This is a genomic window from Pseudomonas sp. Irchel s3b2, from assembly GCF_900187445.1.
GTDB lineage: Bacteria > Pseudomonadota > Gammaproteobacteria > Pseudomonadales > Pseudomonadaceae > Aquipseudomonas.
The window spans coordinates 308,032-327,229 of the sequence record NZ_FYEB01000005.1 but is presented as its reverse complement, the minus strand read 5'-3'; the positions used below and the strand labels follow the sequence as shown (position 1 = coordinate 327,229).

18 protein-coding genes and 1 pseudogene are annotated in these 19,198 nt (G+C 52.3%); 13 read left to right on the top strand and 6 right to left on the bottom strand.

Features of this window, described 5'->3' with window-relative positions; all coding sequences use genetic code 11:
• Positions 1-2: 2 nt before the first annotated feature.
• The 12 genes from CKW20_RS14895 to CKW20_RS14840 all read left to right on the top strand — a co-directional run bounded on the left by CKW20_RS14895 (position 3) and on the right by CKW20_RS14840 (position 11,615).
• Entirely contained in the window at positions 3-1,115 is a 1,113-nt protein-coding gene (locus tag CKW20_RS14895) for a glycosyltransferase family 4 protein (protein ID WP_095053581.1), read from the top strand.
• Positions 1,116-1,159: 44 nt separating this feature from the next.
• Complete coding sequence (locus CKW20_RS14890; protein WP_095053580.1) at positions 1,160-2,170, top strand: glycoside hydrolase family 99-like domain-containing protein; 1,011 nt, start codon at positions 1,160-1,162, stop codon at positions 2,168-2,170.
• A gap of 4 nt (positions 2,171-2,174) precedes the next feature.
• Positions 2,175-3,302, top strand: coding sequence for a DUF1972 domain-containing protein (locus CKW20_RS14885; RefSeq protein WP_176466899.1), 1,128 nt, complete (start codon positions 2,175-2,177; stop codon positions 3,300-3,302).
• Complete coding sequence (rfbB, locus tag CKW20_RS14880; RefSeq protein WP_095053579.1) at positions 3,299-4,366, top strand: dTDP-glucose 4,6-dehydratase; 1,068 nt, start codon at positions 3,299-3,301, stop codon at positions 4,364-4,366. The genes CKW20_RS14885 and rfbB overlap by 4 nt, the downstream gene beginning before the upstream one ends.
• A gap of 44 nt (positions 4,367-4,410) precedes the next feature.
• Entirely contained in the window at positions 4,411-5,289 is an 879-nt protein-coding gene (rfbA, locus tag CKW20_RS14875; protein ID WP_095053578.1) for a glucose-1-phosphate thymidylyltransferase RfbA, read from the top strand.
• Positions 5,286-5,825 carry a dTDP-4-dehydrorhamnose 3,5-epimerase gene (gene rfbC / locus CKW20_RS14870; protein WP_095053577.1) on the top strand — a complete coding sequence of 180 codons (540 nt, stop codon included), beginning with the start codon at positions 5,286-5,288 and terminating at the stop codon, positions 5,823-5,825. The genes rfbA and rfbC overlap by 4 nt, the downstream gene beginning before the upstream one ends.
• 423 nt (positions 5,826-6,248) lie before the next feature.
• Positions 6,249-6,521: a hypothetical protein gene (locus CKW20_RS14865; RefSeq protein ID WP_095053576.1), complete on the top strand. Its 273-nt coding sequence runs from the start codon at positions 6,249-6,251 to the stop codon at positions 6,519-6,521.
• 88 nt (positions 6,522-6,609) lie between these two features.
• The gene (locus tag CKW20_RS14860; protein WP_176466898.1) at positions 6,610-7,722 is read left to right on the top strand and encodes a polysaccharide biosynthesis/export family protein; all 1,113 of its coding nucleotides are present in this window, start codon (positions 6,610-6,612) and stop codon (positions 7,720-7,722) included.
• A 14-nt stretch (positions 7,723-7,736) separates the two neighbouring features.
• Positions 7,737-8,396, top strand: coding sequence for a YjbF family lipoprotein (locus tag CKW20_RS14855; RefSeq protein WP_095053575.1), 660 nt, complete (start codon positions 7,737-7,739; stop codon positions 8,394-8,396).
• Entirely contained in the window at positions 8,393-9,160 is a 768-nt protein-coding gene (locus CKW20_RS14850) for a capsule biosynthesis GfcC family protein (protein ID WP_095053574.1), read from the top strand. Before CKW20_RS14855 ends, CKW20_RS14850 begins: the two co-directional genes overlap by 4 nt.
• Positions 9,157-11,259 carry a YjbH domain-containing protein gene (locus CKW20_RS14845; RefSeq protein WP_095053573.1) on the top strand — a complete coding sequence of 701 codons (2,103 nt, stop codon included), beginning with the start codon at positions 9,157-9,159 and terminating at the stop codon, positions 11,257-11,259. Before CKW20_RS14850 ends, CKW20_RS14845 begins: the two co-directional genes overlap by 4 nt.
• Positions 11,256-11,615, top strand: a complete 360-nt coding sequence (locus tag CKW20_RS14840; protein WP_095053572.1) for a VanZ family protein — start codon at positions 11,256-11,258, stop codon at positions 11,613-11,615. The genes CKW20_RS14845 and CKW20_RS14840 overlap by 4 nt, the downstream gene beginning before the upstream one ends.
• 270 nt (positions 11,616-11,885) lie before the next feature.
• Here CKW20_RS14840 and CKW20_RS14835 read toward each other — a convergent pair.
• Both CKW20_RS14835 and CKW20_RS14830 read right to left on the bottom strand, forming a co-directional pair.
• Positions 11,886-12,273 (bottom strand): annotated as a pseudogene (locus tag CKW20_RS14835) (IS66 family transposase zinc-finger binding domain-containing protein); the annotation flags it as partial.
• Between the two features lie 311 nt (positions 12,274-12,584).
• The gene (locus tag CKW20_RS14830) at positions 12,585-13,592 is read right to left on the bottom strand and encodes an acyltransferase (protein ID WP_095053571.1); all 1,008 of its coding nucleotides are present in this window, start codon (positions 13,590-13,592) and stop codon (positions 12,585-12,587) included.
• 675 nt (positions 13,593-14,267) lie between these two features.
• Between CKW20_RS14830 and CKW20_RS14825 the strand changes: the two genes are divergently transcribed.
• Positions 14,268-14,789 carry a GNAT family N-acetyltransferase gene (locus CKW20_RS14825; protein ID WP_095053570.1) on the top strand — a complete coding sequence of 174 codons (522 nt, stop codon included), beginning with the start codon at positions 14,268-14,270 and terminating at the stop codon, positions 14,787-14,789.
• 158 nt (positions 14,790-14,947) lie between these two features.
• Here CKW20_RS14825 and CKW20_RS14820 read toward each other — a convergent pair whose 3' ends face one another.
• The 4 genes from CKW20_RS14820 to CKW20_RS14805 form a co-directional block, all read right to left on the bottom strand.
• Positions 14,948-16,342, bottom strand: a complete 1,395-nt coding sequence (locus CKW20_RS14820) for an undecaprenyl-phosphate glucose phosphotransferase (RefSeq protein ID WP_030132075.1) — start codon at positions 16,340-16,342, stop codon at positions 14,948-14,950.
• Positions 16,343-16,836: 494 nt separating this feature from the next.
• On the bottom strand, positions 16,837-17,505 hold the full coding sequence (locus CKW20_RS29885) for a winged helix-turn-helix domain-containing protein (RefSeq protein ID WP_095053569.1): 669 nt from the start codon (positions 17,503-17,505) through the stop codon (positions 16,837-16,839).
• Positions 17,506-17,544: 39 nt separating this feature from the next.
• On the bottom strand, positions 17,545-18,303 hold the full coding sequence (locus tag CKW20_RS14810; RefSeq protein ID WP_256585049.1) for an EAL domain-containing protein: 759 nt from the start codon (positions 18,301-18,303) through the stop codon (positions 17,545-17,547).
• Between the two features lie 9 nt (positions 18,304-18,312).
• Positions 18,313-19,041 (bottom strand): winged helix-turn-helix domain-containing protein, encoded by a 729-nt coding sequence (locus CKW20_RS14805; protein WP_095053567.1) that lies wholly within the window; start codon positions 19,039-19,041, stop codon positions 18,313-18,315.
• Positions 19,042-19,198 lie beyond the last annotated feature (157 nt).

Genomic DNA, 19,198 nt, shown 5'->3' with positions numbered 1-19,198 from the left:
TTATGACTGTCAAAATTCTTTGTCTCCATCAAGGTTCAGAGCTTTATGGGTCGGATAGGAGTTTTTTAAGTGCTGTTGAAGCATTGGCTCGCCATGTTTCTACTCACTCTATAGTTCCTTCTCCCGGAGATCTTGCACCCCTCTTGGAGAAAAGTGGATCTACAGTCTCCTACTATCCATTCGGTGTATTGCGAAAGAAGAGTTTCCGCCGCCCTTTGCGATATCTATGGGAAATGTTATCTGCGGTGAAGCACTACTATCAGTCGTACAAAATGCATGACATTGTATATATAAATACCACCGTAATGTTTTCGGCACTCCTCTCCGCCTCACTTTATCGAGGAACTAAAAAGACTTTTTTTTGCCATGTGAGAGAAATTCCGGGAAGTAAATCAATTTTTATTTTCAAAGTACTGCTAAGACTATCTGGTGCAAAATTAATTTTTAACTCTCACGCGACTAAAAATGCCTTTAACCTTAAAGGAGATGTGATTTACAACGGGGTGGAAGAAATATCATCGCCTCCGATTGCCTCCCAAACAACGCGGAAAACAAAAATTCTATTAATTGGTCGAATAAATACTTGGAAAGGACAGGCATTCTTTCTGGATTCGTTAAGTTCTCTTGCGCCAGAGCTCCTGTCTAATCTAGATGTGCGCATAGTTGGAAGCGCATTCGAAGGCTATGAGTATCTTGAGGCTGAGTTGTATCAGAGAATCAAAGGTTCTGAATTAAATGGAATTGTTAGTTTGATTCCATTTTCCGCCGATCCGACTGAACACTACCTGTGGACTGATTATGTAGTTGTACCATCTATTAAGCCTGAACCATTTGGCAGGGTGGCTATCGAAGCATTCTCTATGGGTTTACCCGTCATAGCTGCAGGGCACGGTGGTTTGGTCGAAATTGTATGCCAGGATAAGAATGGTTTTGTATTTGAACCGAATAGTTCCAAAGCGTTATCCCACGTACTGGAAAACCTTCCGCCTCCGAGTAGTTCCCATTATCGGGCGTTGTCAGTCGATGCTCTAAGAACATATCGAGCAAAATTTTCCTTAACCCAATACGCCGAAAATATCGCCAAAACTGTGCTGGGTAGAACTAATAAGGACTAGATGCCTTGAGAGCCATATTTCTTCTGTTATTTATTACATTCTCTATGTGCTCTAATGCTGCAGCTAAAATCGACGTTGGCGTATTTTATTACCCAGGCTGGAACCAACCACACACAGATCCATGGGCGAAAATCAAACCTTACCCGGATAGAGAGCCTTTGCTCGGGTGGTATAAAGAAAGCTCCCGAAAAGTCACAGCACAGCATGTGCAGTGGATGAGTGACTACGGAATAGACTATGTGCTCTATGATTGGTATTGGGATAATACTTATGGTGTTACTAGAACGCATGCCATAAATTCGTTTATGGCATTGCCTCAAGATAAACTGGAATTTATGGTTATGTGGGCTAACCATACAAATACCCCGGCCAGTCTAGATCAATTTGATGAAATAGTGGCTTACTGGGTAAAACACTATTTCTCCCATCGCAATTATAAGAAGGTTGATGGAAAACCTGCCGTCTTCATATTTTCGCCAGAGCGCTTCGCCTCCGATGCTCGTCGCTTTGGCTATAGCACGTCAATGCTACTGGAACGTGCTAATCATGCATCTGAAAAAGCCGGTTTTGGGGGTATCTATTTTATTGGAGGTATAAATCCTAGTAAAGGCCATTCACCCAAGGATCTGGAAAACTCTGGGTATAACGCATTATCAGCCTATAACTATCAGGATTTGTCTCGCGGGGAAATCAAGAACACAAGCCTGTCCATGAACTATAAAGAACTAACAGTTGGGTATCGGCAAAAATGGGATTGGGTGCTTAATAATAGTGATATTCCTTACTTCATTCCTGTGACTTCAGGTTGGGATAAGCGTCCGTGGGGTGGAAGCTCAATACCAGATCACGATAATTCATCTAGTACACCACAGCAATTTTCAGAGCAGTTACAGTCAGCAAAAAAATATGTCACGGACAATCCACAAAAAACTCTTGGGAATATAGTTATTTGCTGTTGGAACGAATACGGCGAGGGCTCTGTTATAGAGCCGAGCAAGAAGTTCGGTACTGAGTACTTGCAACTTATTAATAAAATCTTAAGAGGGAATAACTGAGCGTATGATTTCCAAGAACCTCTACATCCTCGGCATTCGTGGCATCCCCGCCAAACACGGCGGTTTTGAAACCTTTGCCGAAAAGCTCTCCCTCTATCTGGTTAAGCAGGGCTGGAAAGTCACTGTCTACTGCCAGGAAGAGGGTTCCGGCGGTATATCGACCAGTGAATGGCAGGGTGTTCATCGAATTCATATCCCGATCTCCAATACCGGCGTGGCGGGTACGGTGTTTTTCGACTGGAAGGCCACCGTCCATGCGCTGGGCCAGAAGGGACTGTTTCTGACTCTCGGCTACAACACGGCGGCGTTCAATATTCTGCAGCGGATCAAGGGCCAGACTAATGTCATCAATATGGATGGCATCGAATGGCGGCGGGAGAAGTGGGGGCCAATAGCGAAAACCTGGTTCTGGCTGAACGAGCGGGCGGGTTGCTGGATCGGCAACCACTTGGTGGCCGACCACCCGAAAATCAAGGATCACCTGACCACCCGGGTCAACGATTCGAAGATCACCATGATCCCCTATGGCGGGGACCGGGTGAACGAGGCAGACCCGGCCGCCTTGGCCGGTTACGGCCTGGAGCCCCATGGTTTCTCCGTGGTTATCGCCCGGCCGGAGCCGGAGAACTCCTTTCTGCAGGTCGTCAAGGCCTTCAGCAGCAAACGCCGTAACCATAAGTTGGTTGTGCTGGGCAACTTCACGCCAGAGAAGAACGAGTACCACAAGCGGGTGATGGACGCAGCCGGCGAGGAAGTGATCTTCCCCGGCGCCATCTATGAGGCGGCGGTGGTCCGGGCCTTGCGGTTTTTCAGCCGCTTTTACATCCATGGCCATCGAGTAGGGGGCACCAACCCTTCGCTGGTGGAGGCATTGGGCGCCGGTTGCTCGGTGATTGCCCATAACAACCATTTCAACCGTTGGGTCGCTGGTGATGCGGCGGTGTACTTCGATGACGAGCATGACTGTGCCGATGTGTTCGAGAAGTACCTGCGCGACGACCACAATCATTTGATCGCGGCGATGAAGGCTGAAAGCACCCGCCGCTTCAACGAAAAGTTCACTTGGGAAAACATCCTTTCCCAGTATGAAAAATTATTGATCCAGTGGTACCCCAGGGAGTACAGCAAGTGACCCAACGTATTATCGTCACCGGCGGTGCCGGTTTTATCGGCTCTGCCGTCGTTCGCCATCTGATCGACAACACCGATGTGAGCGTACTCAACATCGACAAGCTCACCTACGCCGGCAATACCGAGTCCCTGGCGTCGGTGGCGGGCAGCCCCCGGTATGAATTCCAGCAGGTGGATATCTGCGACACCGAGGCGCTGCACGAACTGTTCGCGCGTTTCCAGCCCGATGCGGTAATGCACCTGGCGGCCGAGTCCCATGTGGACCGTTCCATCGACAGCCCGTCGGATTTCATCCAGACCAACATCGTCGGTACTTACAGCATGTTGGAGGCTAGCCGCCGCTATTGGTCGGGGCTGGCGGCGGAGCAGAAACAGGGCTTTCGCTTCCACCATATCTCCACCGATGAAGTCTATGGCGACCTGGAAGGCACCGACGACCTGTTCACCGAGACCACGCCCTACGAGCCGAGCTCGCCGTACTCGGCATCCAAGGCCGGCTCCGACCACCTGGTGCGCGCCTGGCACCGCACGTATGGCCTGCCGGTGCTGGTCACCAACTGCTCGAACAACTACGGGCCTTTCCACTTCCCCGAGAAGCTGATCCCCCATGTGATTCTCAATGCCATCCATGGCAAGCCGCTGCCGGTGTATGGCGATGGCTCGCAGATCCGCGACTGGCTATTTGTCGAAGACCATGCCCGAGCGTTGTTCGAAGTGGTGTCGCGCGGCACCGTGGGCGAAACCTATAACATCGGCGGGCACAATGAGAAGCGCAACCTGCAAGTGGTGGAAACCATCTGCGAATTGCTCGATGAGCTGCGCCCCCGTGATGGAGAGATGGGCTCTTACAAGGAACTGATCACCTTCGTCACCGATCGTCCCGGGCATGATCGTCGTTACGCCATCGATGCGAGCAAAATCGAGCGTGAACTCGGCTGGCAACCACAGGAAACCTTTGAAAGCGGTATACGCAAAACGGTTCAGTGGTATCTGGAGCATCAAGGTTGGTGGCAACGAGTCCTTAGCGGTGAGTACCGCCCGGAGCGTCTTGGCCATATCGGTTAAACCATTCAAACCCTGCCTCTATTAAACTTTGAAAGGAATTCCATATGAAAGGCATCATTCTGGCGGGCGGCTCTGGCACTCGCTTGCATCCCATTACCCGTGGCGTATCCAAGCAACTGCTGCCGGTCTACGATAAGCCAATGATTTATTATCCGCTGTCGGTATTAATGCTGGCGGGCATTCGCGAGATATTGATTATTTCCACGCCGCAGGATTTGCCCAACTTCCAGAACCTGTTGGGTGATGGCTCTTCTTTCGGCATTGAACTCAGTTATGCCGAACAACCTTCTCCTGATGGTCTGGCTCAAGCCTTTCTGATCGGCGAGGATTTTATCGGCGACAGTAATGTGGCGCTGATTCTGGGCGACAACATCTTCTACGGTTATGGCTTCAGTGCCTTATTGCGCGAAGCATCACAACGACAATCTGGTGCCACCGTCTTCGGTTATCGAGTCAGCGATCCGGACCGTTTTGGTGTTGTCGAGTTCGACAGCGACGGCAAGGCGATCTCGATCGAAGAGAAGCCTAAACATCCGAAGTCCGACCATGCCGTCACCGGCTTGTATTTCTACGACAACGATGTGGTGAGCATTGCCAAGCAAGTCAAACCTTCGATCCGCGGCGAGCTTGAAATCACTGACGTGAACAACGCGTATCTGCAGCGCGGAGATTTGCACGTCAGTGTGCTGGGGCGTGGTTTTGCCTGGCTGGACACCGGCACCCACGATTCGTTGATGGAGGCCGGGCATTTCGTTCAGACCATTGAAGCGCGGCAGGGCTTGAAAGTGGCATGCCTTGAAGAAGTGGCTTATCACCAGGGGTGGTTGTCGGCCGCGGAACTGGATAAACAAGCCACCGCGTTACACAAAACCGGCTACGGCCAATATCTGGCACGGGTGCTGACTACGGAGCCTGCCAGATGAATGTCATCAACACCCGGTTGCCCGGCGTATTGATTATCGAGCCCAAGGTGTTTGGCGACGCTCGCGGGTTCTTTCTCGAGAGCTATCATGAGCAGCGTTATCGCGACGCCGGCATCGACTTGCCTTTCGTCCAGGACAATCACTCACGCTCGCAGTATGGGGTGTTGCGTGGTTTGCATTTCCAGCGGACTCGGCCCCAGGGCAAGTTGGTGCGGGTCACCCAAGGGGCAGTGTACGACGTGGTGGTAGACATCAATCCTGAATCCCCGACATGTGGTGAACATGTGGGGGTCAAGTTGACCGCCGACAACCATCTTCAGCTATGGGTACCGCCAGGTTATGCCCACGGCTTTTGCGTGCTCAGCGATATCGCCGATTTTCAATACAAATGCACTGACCTGTATTTTCCCGAGGACGAGGGTGGGTTGCTCTGGAATGATCCGGAGCTGGACATTGCCTGGCCATTGGAATCGCCCCAACTTTCGGAAAAAGACCAACGCAATCCACGGTTGCGTGCGGTGTTGAACGGGGAATGACTGACCCGTCATTGTCTATAATTAACATTAACTGTTTATGACCTGATGTTATTTAACAATGACGCTCCTGGCGCACTGAAATCTTGCGGACTGGATGCCGTGAAAATCCTGACTAATAATAACAATCGGCGCAAAAGAGGAATGAGTTGCATCTGGGGTTTTTCGTGAAAAAATCATGGTTTCGCTGGAAAATTCTTGGAAAATGCACTCAATTTCCAATTGTCACTGTCTTCTGTAAATGCTTTTACCCGTGAGGTGACCAGGTTTGGCATATGGCATGTAATGTCTATAAATGACATCCTTCAGCAGAGGCGATGGTATGAACTGGCTGGTTCAATGGGCCGGTTTATTTGTTCTGCTGTTCCATTCCCGGTCCCTTAGTATCAAATCTAATGAAAGTTTGATGTCGAGAAGGAGTCTGATATGAAGAAGCTACTTACGGCCGGCTTGCTGGCTGTCATGAGCACCGCGGCATTGGCAGCGGATGAACCCACCAATAAACCGGCGACCGAAGCAGTGAGCGAGCCGCTGTCCTTGAACACTCCGCTGGTCGGGGACGTGACTGTCGCCGAAACTGTGTTGATCGGCGCGGCTGTCGTTGGCGCTGCAGTGGCCGCTTCAAACTCCGGTGGCAGTTCCAATGGCGGAACGACTGGTACTACCGGTACTACCGGTACTACCGGTACCGCCAACTAATACCCCGCGAAGTGTGTTGTTCAAGATCACTCAGAACTTTCTGAGTGATCTTGTTTTAGATCTGCCCTCGACTAGCGTAGTGCCATTTATGATCCGTAGATTATCTGTTGTTATGCTGGCAAGCATCAGCTTGCACGGCTGTATGTTTTCGCCTGGTCAACACATGGACACCAGTCAAATGGTCAGTGACGGCTCTCCGGAGAGTAGCCGGGTGGAGCTTATTCCGATCACGCCTAAGTTGATTGCCATGGATGCCGCCACGCAAGTTCGCGAATCGGTCCCCTCGGCATTGTCGTCCTATGTTCCGGGGGGTTATCGCGTGGGTGCCAATGACCTGTTGTTTATCACGGTCTGGGATCACCCCGAATTGACGGCGCCTTCTGGGCCGCAACAGCAGATCGATGCCAACGGTCGACTGGTTCGTCCGGACGGCACGCTGTTTTATCCCTACATTGGCAATATTCCGGCCGCCGGTAAAACCATTGAAGAGCTGCGAGCCTTTATCGCCGAGCGTTTATCGCAATTTGTCGAAAGCCCACAGGTTGACGTCAGCGTTTTGCGTTTCGCCAGCCAGACTGTGGTGATTTCCGGTGCGGTGCTCAAAGCCGGCCAGCAACCGATCACCACCAACCCGTTGAGTGTGGTGGAGGCCGTTGGCGCGGCCGGTGTGGACCCGTTGAACGCAGATTTGTCGGGCCTGACGCTGACTCGTGACGGGCGCGAATACAAGCTGGATCTGGACACGCTCAATCGCCTGGACTCACAGCTCCAGGGCGTCTACCTCAAGGGTGGCGACCGGTTGTACTTACCTTATAACGACCAAAAGCGAATCTATGTCATGGGTGAGGTCAACCAGCCTCGCGCGTTGAGCTTCAAGAGCAAATCGATCAACCTGACCGATGCTCTGGGCACGGTGGGTGGCTTGAACCAGAACACCTCCAACGGCAACGCGGTGTACGTGATTCGCGGCGCGGATAACCTGGAAACTGAACCGGCCAAAGTGTTCCAGCTCGATGCCGAATCCCCTTCGGCCCTGGTGCTGGCCACCCGTTTCGATTTGCAACCGCAAGACATCGTCTACGTTGGCCCGGCCGGCGTGACGCGCTGGAACCGTTTGATCAGCCAGCTTCTGCCTACGGCCGCAGTCCTCGGGACCGGCGCCAGCTCTGTTAACAATCTCAGCGAAGCCAACAGCAGATAAGGCTCTATCCCGCCGTGAAAATTTTGCCTACCTGCGCCTGTCTGACGATGGCGCTCTTGTTGTGCGGGTGTAATCCGTTGATGAAAGCTTCCTGGGATACCCTTGAAGCTTCCGTCGTGGGGCCTGCCTCCATCAATTTGACCCGTGCTCAGGTCGACGCCGTGCCGTATCCGCAGATTCTGGTCACCACCACCTCCAGCGAGGGGGTGATGGCCATGGCTCGCCGGCGGGGCGACCTGCAGTTCTGGGTCGCTTCCGGCAAGCAAGTGTTGATGATGCGTGACGGTTTGGTGGTGCGCACCGTCGGGCTGGGAGTTTCTCTGGACGGCACTCGCTTCAATGATGAGTCGCCGTTCAAACGCGGCCTTCAGCAGTTACCCGACGGTTACACCAGCACACGCTGGATCGACATCTACGACGGCAATCGAGTCGGTATCGCGGTCAACAGCCGTTTCAGCCCCCACGGCATCGAGACCATCAGTATTTTGGACAAGGATTACGCCTTGCTGCGCATCGACGAGCAGGTGGATGTACCCACCCTGAATTTCCGCGCCACCAACCGCTACTGGGTCGACCCCCAGGACGGTTTCATCCTGCGCAGCGAGCAGCATCTGACGCCGCAGCTGTTCCTCAAAATCGTGCAGTTGCGCCCTGATCGGGGAGCTGGCCGGTGAAGTGTCCGAACCTTCTATTGCTTGGCTTGCTCTTGATCGGCCCGAGCGTGGGGCACGCTGGCGTCACGGTCAGCGGTGATGTGCGAAGCCCGGGCGAATTCGATGTCAAACCCGGGGCACGTTTGCTGGATGCCATTCACAACGCCCAACCCAACGCCGAGAGTTATTGGCTGGGGGCGGCCTGGCTGCATCGCTCATTGGAGGATCAGCAGGCCCGGCTAAAGGCCGGCGTACTGTTCGATCTGAAGCTGGTGCAACGAGGTGCCTTGCTCGATGGCAGGGAAGCGCGAGCGGATTTGAGTGCGCGCCTGTATGAACAGATCGAGCGACTTCCGGTTACCGGCCGCCAGATAGCGGTACTGGACCCGATCGCCGTGGAAGTGGGGTTCGCCCGCAATGCTCGGCTGGATGACGGCGACCGTCTGATTTACCCGATGCGACCCTCGACCGTGGAAGTTCTCGGGGCAGTCGTGCAGCCCTGTCCGGTGCCTTACCGTGCCCTGCAGGAAGTAAGTGCCTATGCGCGCGATTGCGCCATTCTCGACGGCGCCGAGCGCGATTATCTGTGGCTGATCCAGCCCGATGGTCAGGTGCGGCGCGTGGGCGTGGCGGCATGGAATCGTGAGGAGGGCGTCGTGGCCGCTCCCGGCAGCAGGATTCTGGTACCGATCAGGAGCGACGACCTCGAGACGCCGACCCCTGAACTCAATCAACAACTGGCCGAGTTTCTCGCCACCCAACCCCTGGCTGAGGTGGCTCCTTGAAGTGCCCGTTTAAGTTACGTTTTGCTGCTGCATTGCTCCTGCCCTGTGGATTGGCTCATGGTGAGCCGCGTTACACCCAGAGTGATTTTGGTGGCGTCGGTCTGTTACAGACCCCCTCCGCGCGCATGGCTCCCGCAGGGGAATTGAGCGTCACCGCCAGTCGTACCGATCCTTACTCGCGCTACAGTTTTTCCTTGCAGCCGCTCGATTGGCTGGAGGGATCGTTTCGTTATACGGCGATCACCAACCGCGCTTACGGTCCCGAGGATTTTAGCGGTGATCAGAGCTTCAAAGACAAGGCCATCGACGTCAAGGCGCGGCTTTGGGAAGAAAGTCACTGGGCGCCGCAAGTCGCCATCGGCGCTCGGGACATCGGCGGTACCGGCTTGTTTTCCAGCGAATATTTTGTCGCCAACAAGCGTTATGAAAACCTGGATTTCAGCCTAGGCATTGCCTGGGGCTATCTGGGTAATCGAGGGGATTTCAGTAACCCGCTGGCGGTCTTCGGCAGCAAGTTCAACGACCGGCCCGAGAGCAGTGCGGCTGTCGCCAGGGCAGGGGACGTGAACGCCAACGCTTACTTCAGGGGCCATCCTTCGTTGTTTGGCGGGGTTGCCTATCAAACGCCGTGGGCGCCGCTGAGCCTGAAGCTCGAGTACGAGGGCAATGATTACAAGAATGAACCGCTGGACAACTCGATCAAACAAGACCTGCCGATCAACATTGGCGTGGTCTACAAGCTGGCCGACAGCATCGATCTGAGTGCCGGCTGGGAGCGTGGCAATACGGCGATGTTCGGCATCACCTTGCACACCAACTTTGTCAGCCGCAAAGCACCGGTCAAGACGTATGACCCTCCCGCCGAGCCATTGCCAGCGCAGGCACCGTCGACCCCGGCTGATCAGGTCAACTGGGCTCAGGTCTCCGATCGACTGCAGCAAAATGCCGGCTATAAAGTGAAGCGCATCACCCAGCGCGGTTCGGAGCTGATGGTGTATGGCGAACAGTCCCGCTATTTCTATTCGGCCAAGGCCGTTGGGCGAGCCAGTCGGATTCTCGATAACAGCGTCAATCAGGACATCGACTGGTTCACCTTGGTGAACCAGCGTTATGACATGTCCATTGAGGAAACCAGCGTGCCGCGGGAAACCTTCCGTGCGGTCGTGAATAACGACCTGCCGATGAAGGATCTGCACCGTACGACCGAAGTCAATCCGGCGATGGCGCACCGGGAAACCACGCTCTACACCCAGGCGCTGGAACCGTTCAGCTATGGCTTGGGCCTGGGCTACAAACAGAACATCGGCGGTCCCGATGGATTGCTCTATCAGTTCACCGCCGATGCCGACGCGGAGTACCGCTTCACCCGCAATACCTGGTGGAGCGGTTTGCTCAGTGTCAACCTGCTGAACAACTACGACGACTTCACCTACGACGCGCCGAGTGGGCTGCCGCGAGTGCGCACTGATTTGCGCCAATACATGACCACTTCCGATGTGACGATGCCGACGTTCCAGTTCAACCATGCGACACAGCTGGATCGGGATTTGTACGGCATGGTCTATGGCGGCTACCTGGAATCCATGTTCGCCGGCGTCGGCAGCGAAGTGCTGTATCGACCCACGGGGAAACGCTGGTCGGTGGGCGCGGATCTGAACTTCGTGCGCCAGCGTGATTTCGATCAGGGCTTCGGCCTGCGTGATTACCAGACCGTGACGGGCCATGTCACCAGCTATACTGAGTTGCCCAATGACATGCTTGCAGCGGTCAGCGTCGGGCGATATCTGGCACGGGACTGGGGCACCACCGTCGACTTGTCGCGGGTGTTCAAGAACGGCGTGAAATTTGGCGCCTGGGTTACCCTGACCAGCGCGTCGAAGGAGGAGTATGGCGAGGGCAGCTTCGACAAAGGGATCTATGTTTCCATCCCGTTCGACGAGTTGATGAGTACCTCCACCATGCGTCGGGCCAACATCGTCTGGGCGCCACTGACCCGCGATGGCGGTGCACGCCTGAGCCGTGCCTACTCGCTACAGACCATGACCGATGGACGTGACAGCGATCTGTTCTACAACAACTTCGAGAAAATTACCGAATGATGACGTGGCTCAAAGGCCTGGTCGAGTTGCCATTCTGGCTTCGGGGTCTGGTTTTTATTGCAGTGACCCTGATTCTGCTGTTCGCGGGTCTGCGTTCTCAGCCGGTCCCGGAGCTGTTCGTCGAAGAGGACAAGCTCCATCACTGGATCGGCTTTCTGGTATTTGCGTGCAGCTGCCGTCTGGCCTTTCCCTCTGTGAAATTTCACTGGATAGCCGTGGGGTGTTTGCTCACTGGCGTACTCATCGAGGCCGCGCAGGGGTTGATGCCGCTGCGCACGGCTTCGCCCTACGACATGCTGGCAAATACTATCGGCGTGTTGATGGGGTTGTTGATTTCAAGGTACTGGGTGCGCTGAAAGGCGCGAAATACCAAGCAGTCTGCCGGCGTGTTGCAACCGTAGATCCTCTCTATCCCCTTCCAGCAACACCTCTCTTGCCACTTCATCCAATCAAATGCCTGTAGCCGCAGCCGAGCCTGGGTTCGGCTTCACGGGCGCTGCATGACGTAGGCCGTCTTCGCTGGCAAGCCAGCTCCTACAGATACCGTGAACGACGCGAACTCCGTTGGAGCCGGCTTGCCGCCGAACGCGTTTTCATGGGCGCTGTATGCCTTGGGGCCGTCTTCGCTTGTGCATATGTTTGATGACGCTGATTTGCATTGGCACGATCTCGAGCTGCTCGCTGATTTCCTCGCCAATGCTGTGTTTACGGCAACCGCAGGCGCAGGTCAGCTTGTCGGGGCGGCAGAGGTTTTGCGTTTGCCCCGTCGCTTGGTCGGCGCTACGACCTCTTCTTCCGTTTCGTCGACAGACTCCGCCACGTTTTCAGCTTCGTTGAACAAGGCCATTTTGCCGGGTCGCGGGATCGGCTGTCTGCTCTGACTTGCGCCCGAAAAGGCGCTGACGCAGCAGCGCGTTTTCCTCCTGATCTTGCACTTTCCGACTCGCACTCACTCAGCATTTGCTCAAGCAGTTGCTTGATCAAAACAGGGGCGTCAGGAAGTTCTTTGGGCATGGATTCATGCCCTGGATTATACCGAGTCAGGCGACTAATAGAGGCATCAAAACCGCCAATAAGAGATCAGCTAGATACTTTATGGAAGGGGGCGCTGCTATCGAAATGGTACACAAGTTAAGGCAGTTAAAGATAAACACCTTAAGCCCTAGGATGTAAAAAGCTGTGGCAGATCCTCCCAGATACTATTGCATCGAAGCGGAGGATCTGACTTAGCTCATCAGCTAGTCCTGAAGCTAAAAAGATGGCTGATTTTTAGAGCGCCTATCGATAGGGTAGGGCTGATTACTGCGCAGCCAAAAATTTACTGATTAGGTTCTAACTTGTAACTCTGGACGGCTTTTGTTTTTAAAGTTAAAAATTGTTTTTTGTATAGGGGATTCAATTAATAAATACACTATGTGTCCGACCACGATTGAGAAAGCTGTCAGTATCAGGCATGAGACAAAGCTTGGGGGTAGAAATTTTGCGCCAGCTTTGATCACATACATATGTATTAGGTAGGTGGTGTAAGAGCTGTCACCTAAGAGTTTGGGTATGACTAATGTTTTCTTCAGCTTTAGTCCGCTGGCGCCATAAATAATGAGGGCAGCACCAAATCCTGCACTTAAAAATCGAGTGTTGAAATGTGGGCCATCAAGATATGCGCCGGTCGTTAAGGCCAGAAAACCAAAACCCATCAGCAGTAGGGCGTGTTTGCTAGAAGGGGTGGAGAGTTTGGCTATGATCATCCCTAAGCAAAACTCTAATATGATAGGGTTTGTATAAAGCGTTAAGTAGTAATTGTCGAATTGGCTATGAGCAAGTGATAGCATGCAAAACATAAGGATGATTGCAGCGAGCCCCTTGCGGTAGTTAATGGCAGTGAAGGCCGCGAAAACAATATAGAAAAACATTTCATAAACTAAAGTCCATCCGACTGGAATGATGGTGGACTGTACATCGCTGTTTGGGATTTTTGTAGGAAGAAATAAAAGACTCTTGATTAAAAAATCAAGATCAATGGTCTTTTCAGATAGCGATGGTTTGTACATAATCGCAAGGGCGATTAGTATTGTAATGGTCCAGTACATTGGGGTTATTCGTACTAGTCTTTTATAGAGGAAGGACTTCCAGTCTAGCCTGCTTTCTTTGTATTTTTCTGTGGTTTTTACCATCAGGAAGCCGCTAATTACAAAAAAAATATCCACGCCTGTCGCTAATATGTAATGAGCGAAAGGAGAGTTGTAATTTTTGTAAATAACCATAAAGCTTATTGCGTGAAAAAGCACAACCATTAATGCGGCTAATCCTCGCATGTAGTGAATTCCAATAAGCATTTTATTTCTCCTTCTGTGATTGTTCCGGCTGGAATGTCTTGGCTTTGTGGTGTTCTATGTTTTGTGTGTGGTCAGGATTTATAATTTTCAATGCTCTTAAGGGGCGGATGGAGTGAGTCCGAACAAGGTTCTTTATCATTTATTTTGAGTTAGTGCGCGTTATGATGGCTGACAAATAATAACGTGGTGGATTTGTTAGGCTTTAGAGGGGAGGCTTGAGGCGCGTTTGCTTCGTGCGCTAAGTTGGATTCGAAGGATTATACAGTGTACGAGCCTACCCTGCTGTTTGCTATATCGAAGGGGCAATGAGGTGACGAAGTATCCACTCTTGTGTGTTGGTTCCTTATGCTCGTCAACCATAACGTTTATCGGATTATTTGTAAGCGTCCAGCCAATACACCTTCCGAACTACAGCATTAAGCGCGATGGTGTCCGCATATTTTGATCTGGCCCCGAAATGTTCGACATCAAGTCGGGGGATGCCATGAAAAAATAGATCCGCATCAACGTCATCTGGCTCTCCACCTTGGCCGAACAGGCCATGCAATTACTGGATTACAGCCTTAAACACTGAGTAGCGCTGAAGCGCTACCTGGGCGATGGGGCTGTGCTCATCGACAATAACCAAGTCGAAGGGAGCTTCCATCTCTTCATGCGAATAAACCGGCGAGGAATATGATCAACATTCGTGAAGCAACTAGAGCCGACCTCGATGTTCTATGTGAAGTCGGCTGTGAGACCTACCGAGAGCATTTTTCGGCCATCTGGTCTCTCGCCGGCATGCAGAGCTTTCTCAATCAAGACTTCTCACCCGGCACGCTCAGTCAGTCACTCGAATCATCGGCCAGCCATTTGTGGCTTATAGCCTCAGACGAAAGCGGTAGGGTCGTAGGTTTTTCCAAAGTTAACTGGTCAACGCCAGCGCCGCTGACTGGCGCAATGGGCGCGGAGCTTCAAAAAATTTACTTCCTCAAATCTGAAGCGGGACGAGGGTATGGGAAACAGCTTCTGCGTTTCATTTGCAATCGAGCGATAGAGCGCGGAGAACGCTTGCTCTGGCTTGACGTACTCAAGACCAATTCAAATGCCCGGCGCTTCTATAAGGATTTCGGTTTTCAAGAGATCGGTGAAATCCCTTTCAAGACTGACCTGGCTGAAATTGGGATGGTTGTAATGGTGTGTGAGCTTTCCCGATAAGCGCGTTCGATGTCAGAACGCAGCCTTTGGCAGCGGCTACAAAAGAGAGTGCGAATGAGATGAGGTGGAGGGGCTCCGGGCAGTCAGAGATCTGACTGCCCGGGCTGCAGCGTTGTTAGCCGCAAGCTGAAGAATGGGCGGGGAGGGAATCGCAGCAGTTAATAGATATCCTTGGAAAAGAGCGTAAAGGGTGTCTTGATCAGGATCTTGATATCAAGCCACAACGACCAATTGTTGATGTAGTTGAGGTCGATCTCCACACGCTTCTGCATCTTGTCCAGGGTTTCGGTTTCGCCACGGCAGCCGCTGATCTGGGCCAGCCCGGTGATGCCCGGTTTGATTCGATGGCGGGCCATGTAGGCCTGGATCTTGCCGGTGTAGTAGTCGTTATGGGCGATCGCATGTGGTCGCGGCCCGACCAGCGCCATATGGCCTTGCAGCACGTTGAAGAACTGCGGCAGTTCATCGATCGAGGTGCGTCGAATGAAGCGGCCGACCGCCGTAATGCGCGGGTCTTCGCGACCGGCCTGGCGGACCTGGTGGTCATCGTGCACGCGCATGGAGCGGAACTTCCAGACTTTGATGATCTTGCCGTTCCAGCCGTGCCGTTCCTGTTTGAAGATGATCGGGCCCGGGGAAGACATCTTCACGGCGGCGGCGATCACCAGAAGCAGCGGGCTGAAGCCGATCAGCGCGAGGGCGGCGAGACTTCTGTCCAGCAAGGTCTTGCTCAGCGCCGCTGTCGGGTAACTGGTCAGCGGGCTTTCATTGAGGTGGATGGCAGGCAGGCCGTCCAGTTCGCTGATGGAGTGATTGAGCAACGTCATGCTGCCCAGGTCAGGAACCCAGACCACATCGACATTGGCGTCGAGCAGGTCGATGTACAGCGCCTCGACCTGTTTGGCTTCGCTCAAGGGCAGCGCGATATACAGCCGCCGAACGTCGTGCACCTGGATCAGCTCACGCAGTTCCTGCAATGGGCCCAGAACCCGGTGGGCATTGACCTGGGTCGACAGCTCGTTGGGATTTGAGCTGATCAGGCCCACCAGCGGCGGATACTCGGTTTTGGTCAGTTTGTCTGCCAGATTCACCGCCAGTTGATCGGTGCCGATAATCAGGGTGTTGTACTGGCTGTGCAATTGCCGCTGGTAGTGCTTGGAAAAACTGTGCAATGGCAGGTACAGCAAGGCCTGAATGCAATAACCGGCCGTGGCCCAGACCACGATGATTTCCCGGGAGAACAATTCGCTGGTCTTGCTGAAAAAACCAATACTGGTCAGTCCGGCCAGCAGCAGCAGCCATCCCAGTAGCAGGCGCGCCAAGCCGCTGAGGTAACTATGCTGCTTGTGATAGACCAGCAGCAGGGAGTAGGAAGGGACCGAACCGAGGAACGTGAGTACTGCAAGCACACGATAATGGGCGTCGATTTCTCCTGTCTGGTACAACGCCAGACCAAATAACAATGTATTGACCGAAGTGATGGCAATTATCCATTGCCCCCAGAAGGTCAGTCCTTTGGTTATGTTATTTCGATTAATACGATTATGTACCATCGCGGTGTCCCTCGGGCCTGCGCCACGTTGTGTATCAGTCGACGGTTAATAAATGGCAGCCACGCACAAAGGCTGAGCGAGCGCGTCAGTCAGGAAATGTTTTTATTATTAGAAGGGAATAACGGGGCTTATGGCTGGCCATCCAGGCTTTGTTTTCAAGTCAGCTGATACGGTTGTCTCAGTGTCCAGTTTTTATACTAGTACCTAAATCTTTGTGGGTCTCAGACGAATTATAACGGCCATGCCTTTGGCGGCCTTGTTATAAAAGGACGTGCTCTTTTGTTTGGAGGATATCGCTCAGCCGTCTATATAATTGCAGCATTCGATAAACGCTTGTCGTGTTGGCGAGGGATGAAGCGGAGCGGGGCGCCATACCTGGAAGAGTTGATGGCGATAATCAGGATGTGTAGTGCAAGGAGGCAGATCATGGGTGTGGGTGGATCAGGTGGGGCAGTGAGTCGCATTTATTGTTATTGTTTTTTGCGATCACTCGATCAGTAAGCGATGCGTATCCTTTGTGCGAGGCAATAGCCGCGGTTTCTGACCGAGCGGATCAGCCGTTCTCCATTGGCTGCCGTCTTGAACTTTTTCTGCAACCGACTCAGGCACATCTCAAGGCCGCTATAGTTTTCCGGGTCTTTATCGATGCGTTGAATAAGATCGTTTTTGCTGACTACCCGTCGGTCGCTGAGGACCAGTTGGGTGAGCATTAACGATTCGGTACCGGTCAATGGAATAGTGATGTCTTCTTTGACCAATGTTCGATCGTCAGCGTTAAACCACCAGATATCAGGATTGCCCTGGGACTCTTTAACCCGACTAACTGCCGTGATGAATTCGTCGTCAGCCACTGGCTTCTTGAGAAAGCCATCAACACCGAAGTGCGAAAAGTGATGAAGTTCCGAAGGTTCAGCGTTGGGCGTTATGAGGATGATTTCTGCATCTTTTTGATTTTTACGGATGAAACTGACATCGCTCAGCGATATGTCCGCCTGGTCGAGCAGGATGTGCGTGAATCGACTCTTTCGGATGCGTTCGCTGCTGAGTTTACCTGACTCGATTTCAAACGATTTATACAAGCGTTGGGCGAGAAGCGATTCGATTGCTTGTCGTGCCAGTTGGTCTCGGGTGAAAATCAGAAAGCTGTTATTTGGTGTGCTCACGATAAGGTTCCTTCCTAGTGGGGGTGAAATTTTCAAGGTTTAAATAAGCTCGGTTGGCGAGTAGTACCTCCCCTGGAAAAAGTCGAAAGGCATGCTGCGAGCCAGTGTGTGTAGGGCTTTGTGCTCCACGCGGTCCGCCACGAATTTGATCTTGCTGTCATGGATCATGCCGCTCAGGCGGTCGTAAGACCTGTTGAAAAAGTCCTGATTGTTGTCGACCATGATGTCGAAATTGGATTTGGTCAAGTCCACTTTTATGTAATCGAACAGCATTGGACTGATCAGTTTTGCAGTGCTGTCATCGCTTAAATCGTAGCCGTCAAAAGCGATCTCGATCCCATTGTCTTTTAATAAATGGATGTGGTTGATAATGGTTCGTTTTTCTTTCAGGTTGAACGACAGGAACGAACTGCTGTTAATGCAGGGGATCAGCTGTTGCTCATGCTTGCTGAGTGTCACTTGAGCGTCGTTCATTTCCTTGATGAACATTTTATCCAACAAGGCGGACTGGTCCATGGTCATGAACAGTTTGTTGGGCAGATGTGCCGATGGGGAGGGTAGGGTCTCGATCTGTGAGAGGGCATTTAATTGGATCCGCATGAGTACTTCGCGATAAATCGCCAGCGGATGATCGAGGTTCAACAGTTGATACCCCTTGTTCAGAGGTGTCTCTTGTTGGGTCGCCTTGGCATAGATTTCACTGCCGAACAGTTCATCGTTTCGTTTCAGAATCGATTGCCTGAAGAAAGCCAATGCAAAGCTTTCGTGCGCTATAGGTTGCCTGCTTGGCTCCATCATTGAATCCCTTTAAGAGTGAAAGTTTACCGAGTTGGCTGATATGACGCCTCGAAGCAATCGATAGCCATAACCGCGAACACTGTGGATGATGTTAATGCCAAAGTGTTTTTTGATTTTATTTCGAAGCCGACTAATGGATTTCTCCAGGACACGTGAGTCATAGAGTTTTATATTCAAACCCATTGATTCGGCCATGCAATCATGGTGCAGGATATTGCCTTCTGCGTTAATAAGCGCATCCAGGGCTTTCATTTCCTGATAGGCCAGATCCAGTTTGTATTCGTTGTTGTATAAGTGCAGGCATGTTGGGTCCAGGGTCAACTTGACGCTGGATTGCCATTCAGGAGTTTCGAGCAACTCTGATAGTAGCCTGGCTTTTTCATCCTGATCGTTAGGTACATTGATGCAGTGATCGGCGCCGGCCATGTAGCATTCAATTTTAGTTTGCGGAGAGCGATAATTGATTGCAACGATAATGGCCAGCTCTTCCGGGTTCGCACGTAGCTTCTTGATCAGTGCCAGGCAGTCATTAAGCAGGGAGGGGCTTTCAATGTCGATCAGTACGGTATCGAGTGTTTGCGTTTCGATATCCGGACTTGGCGAGTTTGAATGAGCCAGTGTATAAACATGTGTGAGGTTTGGTGCAAATAACTGTTGAAGTTTCTCTGCCGAGCGCCAAGTGTACCCAATAGCGAGAGTGTCTCTCTGGCTATCTTCGATTTTGCTCTCAGTATTCATCCGTAAATTACTCATATGTGCTGGCGCTGCAATCTTAATACACAAAATACTGACGCTATCTGACGTTTTCTAACATTTTCCATCGAGAACGCGCGTCCCACATCATCAGTAGTTTTAGCTGATTCAATGACATAGGCAAGTGCCGAGGCTTAAGCCC